Source organism: Arachidicoccus sp. (genome assembly GCF_050436765.1).
Classification (GTDB): Bacteria; Bacteroidota; Bacteroidia; order Chitinophagales; family Chitinophagaceae; genus Arachidicoccus.
On the sequence record NZ_JBNQGD010000369.1, the window covers coordinates 1 to 8,962 of the forward strand.

General features: G+C 38.9%; 5 protein-coding genes. All 5 read left to right on the forward strand.

The genetic code is table 11. The features are described 5' to 3' along the window. On the forward strand, positions 1 to 1,500 hold a 1,500-nt coding region (locus ACQR30_RS15565; RefSeq protein ID WP_429736678.1), incomplete at its 5' end, for a class I mannose-6-phosphate isomerase. A 3-nt stretch (positions 1,501 to 1,503) separates the two neighbouring features. After that, positions 1,504 to 2,919, forward strand: coding sequence for a sugar porter family MFS transporter (locus tag ACQR30_RS15570; RefSeq protein ID WP_429736679.1), 1,416 nt, complete (start codon positions 1,504 to 1,506; stop codon positions 2,917 to 2,919). A gap of 32 nt (positions 2,920 to 2,951) precedes the next feature. Continuing rightward, positions 2,952 to 4,304: a hypothetical protein gene (locus ACQR30_RS15575; protein ID WP_429736680.1), complete on the forward strand. Its 1,353-nt coding sequence runs from the start codon at positions 2,952 to 2,954 to the stop codon at positions 4,302 to 4,304. 95 nt (positions 4,305 to 4,399) lie between these two features. After that, positions 4,400 to 6,427 carry a hypothetical protein gene (locus tag ACQR30_RS15580; protein WP_429736681.1) on the forward strand — a complete coding sequence of 676 codons (2,028 nt, stop codon included), beginning with the start codon at positions 4,400 to 4,402 and terminating at the stop codon, positions 6,425 to 6,427. Positions 6,428 to 6,716: 289 nt separating this feature from the next. Then, a complete protein-coding gene (locus tag ACQR30_RS15585; protein ID WP_429736682.1) occupies positions 6,717 to 8,801 on the forward strand; it encodes a right-handed parallel beta-helix repeat-containing protein in 2,085 nt (694 codons plus the stop codon). Positions 8,802 to 8,962: the final 161 nt, after the last annotated feature.

The following is an 8,962-nucleotide window of genomic DNA, read 5'->3' on the forward strand; positions in this document are numbered from 1 at the left end:
GCGTGGCTCGACCCGTCAGAAGCCGCCGGTTTCCTGTTCGCGACTCCGGACGGCGAGATCATCCGCTGCGAGATCGACGCGCGGGTTGGTGGCCGCTTCCTGATCACTGACCGACGTCCGGATGGCGATGCCGACATATCTATTGTTTATGGATCTGGTGCAGCTTTGAGCAATTGGGAGGCGTTATTGGTGTATGTCGAAGTGCCTAAGAATGAAATTCAATATAGAATGAGGGCAAGAAGTATAAGCAATTTTGGAACTCAACAAGTGGACTCAGACAAGCAAATGTATAAGCGATTTTATTTTGTTGACTGGCCTGTGCTAAATAAACACAAAGAACAATTATTAGAGAAAATAAATTGCATAGTTGATGAACAACGCGTTGATGAAATAACCTGGATGGACGGCAATGACTTTAGACTGGCCTTGAATGAAATGCTGCACCAGCCTTTTAGGGCTAGACCATGGTTTGAAGCAGGAATTTGGGGCGGTAATTGGATGAAAAATAGAATTGAAGGCCTAAACAAAGAAGAGATAAACTATGCATGGTCTTTTGAATTGATTACTCCTGAAAATGGCATAGTTATAGAAGGAAATAAATATTTATTGGAAGTATCCTTTGACTTCCTGTTATTTTTAGATAATAAGAAATTGCTAGGCAATGCTGCGCAGCGATTTGGAAATGAGTTTCCCATACGCTTTGATTTTTTAGACACTTATGATGGCGGAAATCTTTCCATTCAATGTCATCCGCGAACAGATTATATTCAGGAGAAATTTGGAGAAAATTTTACGCAAGACGAAACTTATTACATACTCGATTGCGACCAAAATGCAAATGTTTATTTAGGCTTTCAAAATGATATTGATCCGGTCGAATTTAAAACGGCTTTATTAGACGCTCAAAATACAAGTGTCGAAATACAAGCGGAAAAATATGTACAAAAACTACAGGCCCATAAACATGATTTGTTTCTTATTCCCAACGGGACTATTCATGCTTCCGGGAAAAACAATCTCGTATTGGAAATAAGCAGTACGCCTTATATTTTCACTTTCAAAATGTACGATTGGTTACGCCTCGATCTTAATGGAAAGGCGCGCCCAATCAATATTGATCATGCTTTTAATAATCTTTACTTCGATAGAAAAGGGGCCTATGTACACGAGAAATTAATAGCACAACCCGTTGTTGAAAAACAATGGCAAGAAGGTAGAAAAATAAATCTGCCGACACACGAAGCGCATTTTTATGCTATTGACCGATATGAATTTACCGGAGCCATTGAAATGAATACAAATAATCAATGCCATCTTTGTATGTTGGTCGAAGGTGACATGGTAGAAGTAATGGTTAATACCAAAATATCCACATTTCATTTTGCCGAGACATTTGTTATTCCTGCTTCTGTTGGAAACTATTCAATTCGTTATCACGGAAGTGGGAAAGCATTCTTAATAGTAGCTTATGTAAAGGAAGAATCCTGTTTTAATTTTTAAACAATGGAAATAATGCGCAAAGACAATTCGATACGATGGGGCCAATTGGCACTGATAGTTGTTACAGCTACTTTGGGCGGCCTTTTATTTGGCTTTGATACGGCTGTTATTTCCGGAACCATAAGTTTTGTAAAGGAACAATTCGCGATGGGATCACTTATGGAAGGCTGGTTCGTAAGTTCGGCGTTGCTTGGTTGTATTATAGGTGTGGTAATAAGTGGTAAGCTGGGGAATAACTGGGGCCGTAAAAAAGTAATGTTGATATCCGCCGCCTTATTTGCCATCTCCGCATTTGGCTGTGCCTATTCGCCGGACTCATTTTCGCTTATTTCTTTTCGTTTAACTGGAGGATTAGGTATTGGAATGGCTTCTGTAATCTGTCCAATGTACATCGCAGAAATTGCGCCTTCCCATTTGAGGGGAAAACTGGTAACCTATTACCAACTGGCCATTACCGTGGGTATTTTACTTGCTTATTTTTCAAACACTGTCATCCAAACGGGAGTTAAAACTACTTTCACCAACGAAGGATGGATGCATCTGATATTTTCAACGCAAGTATGGAGAGCCATGTTCGCGGTTGGTATTATTCCGGCAATTATTTTCTTATTAATGGTCCTTTTAGTTCCTGAAAGTCCTCGTTGGCTGGCATTGAAAAAAAGAAATCCAGAAGCAGAAAAGGTATTATTTAAAATATCTGGAGCAGAACACGCAAAATCAGAATTAGACGTCATACAAGATTCACTTAAAACTACTTCCAACAAGCGGCCGGCCGATTTATTTAAGGGCAACATGAAAAAGCCTTTGTTCATTGGAATACTCCTGGCAGCTTTATCGCAGTTTAGTGGCATTAACGCTATTATTTATTACGGTCCTACAATCCTTGAGAAAGCAGGTTTTCAGCTTGGCGATGCTTTAGGAGGACAGGTTACCATTGGCATCGTAAACACATTGTTTACTTTTGTGGCCATTTATTTCATTGATAAGATTGGCCGAAAACCCTTGCTGCTCTGGGGTATTGGGGGCGCTATATTATCATTGCTTTTAGCAGCAGTAGTATTTGCAGCCAACATTTCAAATGCCTGGTTCGTCTTGATTCCTGTTATTCTTTTTACTGCTTGCTTCTCCTTTTCTTTTGGTCCCGTTACATGGGTCATTATTTCCGAAATATTTCCAACAAACTATCGCAGCGAAGCTGTAGCTATATCAACCATGAGTTTATGGGTAGCCAACTGGATTGTGGGCCAATTCTTTCCTGTATTGCTTCATGGGGCAGGTGCTTCTGTGACATTTTTAGTATTTGCAGTTTTCAGCGCCTATGCTTTTTATATAACTTGGAAAAAGATCCCGGAAACGAGAGGAAAATCTCTGGAGGAAATTGAAAGATTCTGGCAATTGGACAATGCGCACACACTCTAAATAATTTCAAATAATTTCAAATTTATAGTTATATGCAATCAAATAACGCCCCCCAAGGTTTGAAAATGTTTTTTTCAGCCCTCACGCTTTTATTTTTATCACAAAGTATAAATGCTCAAAAAAACGTTCCCTTTTTTGGGAAGATAAACTGGATTAATGGTTATAGCAAAGAGATCACTGGCGAGAATATCGGCTATTATTCAGCATTCCCAGATTATGCCACCACGGCATTGTTAACTAGGACGACTAATGGTAAAAAAATTATTGAGTGGGAAACAGCTCCGGTTCCAAAAAATGCCAAAGGTAAATATGTCTATTTTAGTTGGGTTGCCGGACATTCTTCAGGCACCAGTAGTGGCGACCGAAATTTTGATTTATATGTAAATGACAAAAAACTTTTGACCTTTACCACATTACCCCACAATCAAAGGCCCAATTGGAAGTTTGTTGCACCAGACAGTTCTGCACTCGTATTTGAACAAACAAAAAGAGATGCATCCAATGATGCGCATGGCTTTAATTACCTGAGGCTGCCATTGGATAAAGTTAAGCCTGGACTTCCGATTACCATTAAAGTGATAGGAGAAGCTCAAAACAGTAACGACTGGTATATGGCCTTCAAGTTTGCCTTTGTAGAAAAAGCTGATATTAATCCAATGCCTTTTCTTTTAAAGAACGGAAAGCAGCCAATAGTATTAACGGCACTTCATTTTGGTAAAAACGCAACCCTACACGTTCAAGTTAATCACAAAGAATCACTTTCCTTCATCGAAAAGGATGGAGTCAATAGTTTTGATATACCTATAAGTGCTGTTAAACACAAAGATCGTATATATGTAAGCGTATCTGCCGGCAAAAAGATCCTGGTACATAAATTTGTAACGCTAGAGCCCGTTGTTTACCGCGAACTTGATTTCATCCATAATTCACATACCGACATAGGATACTCGGATGTTCAGCCCGAAATTGTAAAAATCCATGATAAGAACATTCGTGATGCATTACATATGATAGAAAAAACAAAAGATTATCCAGACGCGGCAAAATTTAAATGGAATGTTGAATCTCTTTGGTCGGTCGAAAATTTTTTACGACAGGCCACACCCACACAAAAACAAAGATTTATTGCAGACGTAAAAGGCGGGAGTATCGGTTTGTCAGGATTGTATGCCAATATACTCACGGGTTTGAGCGAACCGGAAGAAACATTCCATTATACGGACTATGCTGAAAAGCTGAGAAAAGAATTTGGGTTTACAATTAACAGCGCTATGATCTCTGATGTACCTGGATATGCCTGGACTACAGTAACTGCTTTTGCTAAAGGTGGAATAAAATATTTATCGAGCGCACCTAATTTGATGGGCGAATCACATCCTTCTTAAGGAGAGATTATATTCACTACTTTTCATCTATCGCTCAATAAAGACTCTCTTTTGCTAAAGGGGGAATAAAATATTTCTCCAGCGGACCTAATTTTTTGGGCGAATCCCATCCTTATTTAGGAGATAGGATTGGATCATTTTTAAGAACCTGGGGCGATAAACCCGTTTGGTGGACATCTCCTTCGGGTAAGGAAAAATTACTATTTTGGGTCGCCGGAAAAGGCTATTCATCATGGCATGGCACTCCTATTGGCGGTATCTTTGATAAAGGGCCTAAAAAGATTGCAGCCTATTTGAATGAACTGACTGCGGAAAAATATCCTTATGATATGGTTCAGTGGCGTTATAACATTGTTTCTGACAACGGTCCGATTGACACCACTATTTCAGATTTTGTGAAACAATGGAACGAAAAATATGCATCTCCGAAAATTATCTTAAATACCACCCAACAGCTTTTCGAAAAATTCGAGAAGAAATATGGAGCCAGTATTCCTGTGGTAAAGGGAGATATAACACCATACTGGGAAGATGGCGCATTCTCCTCCGCTTATGAAGAAGGGAAAAACAGGATAAATAGTTTGCGTTTACAACAACTATCTACCTTATATTCTATGTTTAAACCAACAGCGTATAACCAAGACAAATTTTATCAAGCCTGGAGAAATATTATCATGTTTCACGAACATACCTGGGGCGCATATAATAGTACGACCGAACCAGATTTACCTTTTGTTACGAAGCAGTGGCACATAAAAAAACAATTTATGTTGGACGCCGACAGCGAAATTAATTCTTTGCAAAAAGATTTGCTTGGTCCATTGTGTAATACCCAATCGAAAAGAATTGCAGTAATCAATACTTCTTCCTGGAGTCGTAGCGGGCCGGTAATGATCTCTGCAGACATTCATGGCAATTCCGTAAAAAGTACGTCCGGCGAAATAATGCCTCTGCAAAGACTAAGTGATGGAACAGCTGTTTTTATTGCCCACAATGTACCACCGTTGGGGACTTCTATTTTTGAGGTTACAGATGAACAGCCGCCGTCTTCGAAAGGAGAAAATTTTGTTGTTACAGATAGTTCTTTATCTAATGGGACAATATGGATACGCTGGGATAAGGTCAATGGAAGTATTACAACTTTGAAAGATACAACCGGGTTCAATTATGCCGGGCAATTTAGAAAGCAAGGATTGAACAGCTATTGGTATGTACCTGGATACAATCCGGCAGACGCTGAAACAAATGGGAAAGTACAAATAAAAATATTAGAACATGGACCGGTACTTACCACTATTGCAATTAGCTCAGAAGCACCGGGCGCCAATAGCCTAGAAAGAAAAATATCCTTATATACGGGAAGCGGAGAAGTGGAGATTGAAAATATTATAGACAAAAAAGCAATAAGAACAAAGGAAGCTGTTCATTTTGGATTTCCTTTTAACTCATCCCTTATTAATACAACGGTAGATGCGGGTTATGGTACAATGGCGTACTTGGGAAATCAGCTACCTGGCTCGAACAGGGACTTTTTATATGCAAGAAGGTGGTTAGATGCGTCAACAGTCAACAATGGTGTGCAATTAATATTACTGCAAGCGCCTCTGCTAGAGCCCGATAGCATGATAGACGAAAGGTTATTAATCAATCAAAGTCTTAAAAAGTGGAGAACCTCCGCAAAGCCAACTGCTACCTGGTTTAGTTATGTAATGAATAATTATTGGTACACGAATTATAAAGCCGACCAAGACGGTGTTGCGCATTTCAGATATGCATTACGCCCCCATAGAATGATCAACTCTTCTAAAATGGAAAGAAATGCCGAAGCATTTACAGACCCCTTAATGGCTATTACCGTTAAAAAAGAAGAAGTACTTCCTTCAGCAATGTTTAGATTAACAAGTAACCGTATTGTAGTCACTAACATTACACCCGATGGCGACGGTAATTACCTGGTTAGACTTTACAATCCTGAACCTACGGCGGAAAAAACAGCATTCATCTGGGAAAGCATTAAACCTTTAAATATTGTAGCTGTTGACACAAAAGCCAAAAGCCCCAACGATAAAAATATTGTAGTACAAGGCATGGGGGTTGTGGATATTAAATTGAAAATGCACTAAATGCAACACAGTAAAAAGCAATAAGAAACCGTTCGTTTTTTAAAGTAGTGAAATGATTCGCCCCATGTTTCACAGTGAAATATTCCCTTGCTTTCAATGAAAGGTACCGCTGCGAATAGGTGGAGAATACTTAGCGTGTACCTATAGGGATAGAGATAGAGGACTGGATATGCTTTCAACCCGGAGCGCAAATTCAATCATCGGATAACATTTAAATACATATATTATAAATATCGGCCTATAAAAAGATAAAATTTTGAATCTTTTAATCATTAAATAAAAAACAATTATGTTGAAAACGCTCGCTGCAATTATCTTTTCGTGCATTTTCTTACCAGCCTTCGCAGGCAATGTTGCCATTTATGTGTCACCTAGCGGTAAGGGAAATGGCTCAAAACAATCGCCAACTACGTTGCAAAAGGCGATAGCAATGTTACCCAATTTAAAGAAAGAAAATCCAAAAGGAACTATTACAATTTTTTTTAATAGTGGCGATTATTACTTGGATCAACCGATTAAAATAAATTCTCAAAATGGCGGGACAAAAGATTTACAGATAGTTTTCAAAGCGTTGCCCAATAGCTATCCAGTCATTAGTGGTGGCAAAGAAATAACAATGCACGGCAACCATATTCTGTCTGCCCCAGTGCAAAATGCCGATAGTATCCGGCCCTACGATTTATACATACATGGCAAACGAGCAATTAGAGCAAGGACACCAAATATTGACCATTATTTTACGTTAGGAAAGGTAACCAGTGTTGCCGATACTCAACATACACTACGCTTTACACAACAATTTCAAATTCCACCCCACGTATTCAAAACACTTTCGGCCCTACCACCTGCGGCCCTACATAAAGTATGGTTTAATATGTACCATAAATGGGATAATACGATTCATACTATTGATTCGTTAAACACTACTGACACGTCCTTTTATTCCACAGCTACTTTACTTGGCGATTGGGCGCTGATTGGAAAGCCGTCCCTATATTATGTGGAAAATTACGCCGCAGCATTAGACACGGCAAATGAATGGATACTAGATGATGATACGATAAAATACATCCCGGCTGAGAATATAAAAGAACAGGTAGGGGTCATTCCGGTTTTGGAAAAACTTTTACTTATACAGGGGGACTCAAGCATTCCCGTGGAAAATATTTTATTTGATGGCATCGCATTCAAATATTGCAACTACAATTTTAATGGCTACCAATCATACCAGGCTGCGCAGCAAATAGATGCTGCTATAATGATCGACAATGCACGAAACGTCCGTTTCAATCATTGCGAGATTGCACACACAGGCCAATATGCCATTTGGCTAAGAAAAGGAGTCCAACATTGTGAAATCGCCAATAGCTATCTGCACGATTTGGGCGCCGGCGGTATAAGAGTAGGCGAAACGGTTATTCGTGACAACAAAACACAATGGACATTCGGCAACAAAATTGATAATTGCATTATACATTGTGGCGGATTAGATTTTCCGTCCGCCGTCGGGGTCTTTGTCGCTCAGTCCGGCAATAATATTATTTCTCATAACGACGTTGGAGATTTCAGGTATACAGGAATCTCAGTTGGATGGGTTTGGGGATATGCGTTTAGTCCTTCCATAAATAATAAAATCATCTATAATCATATTCACCATATCGGATGGGGCGTCCTAAGTGATATGGCAGCAATTTATACATTAGGCAAGGCGACCGGAACAGAGGTAAGCCATAACAGGATAAACGATGTATATTCTTACGATTATGGAGGATGGGGACTCTACGCCGACGAAGGTACCAGCAACATTGTAATGGAAAAAAATTTAGTATACCACACTAAAACAGGCGGCTTTCACCAGCATTATGGAAAAGATAATATTATCCGCAATAATATTATCGCATTTAATAAAAAATTTCAGGCACAGTTTTCCTTGATCGAAAAGCACCATAGTCTTAACTTTAAACACAATATTATACTTGCGGATAGTGGTTATTTTCTACAAGGTGCCTGGCAAAAAGGAAACATCACCCTCGATAGTAATTGCTACTGGAACTTGCATAATGACCATGTCATTTTTATTCAATCTACCGGTTCTTATAGTGCCAATCCGATAAATTATTCCACCTTGAAAGAATGGCAACGAAATAGCGCAAAAGACTTGCATAGCTTTATGGCGGATCCGCAATTTGTAAACGCACAGGACTTCAATTTTAATTTTAAAAATAATTCGATAATCAAAAAAATTGGATTTGAGCCCTTTGATGTGCATGCGGCGGGCGTCAGAGGAGATAAGCAATGGAAGGAATTGGCAAAGTTACCCAAGGCGGAGATAGAAAGATTTGATTCATCGGTTTCCAGGAATATGTTGCAATAAGTTAAGCCTATTTATGGAAAAACTTAATCTTTTATTCAAATTATTCAAAGAATATTTTATAATAAAAATAAATTAATAGCAAAGACTAAAACATTATCATTTCTTGCTTTTTGATTAAATGAAATGATTTCCTGTAATACCATTAAAACGATAAGTCATGC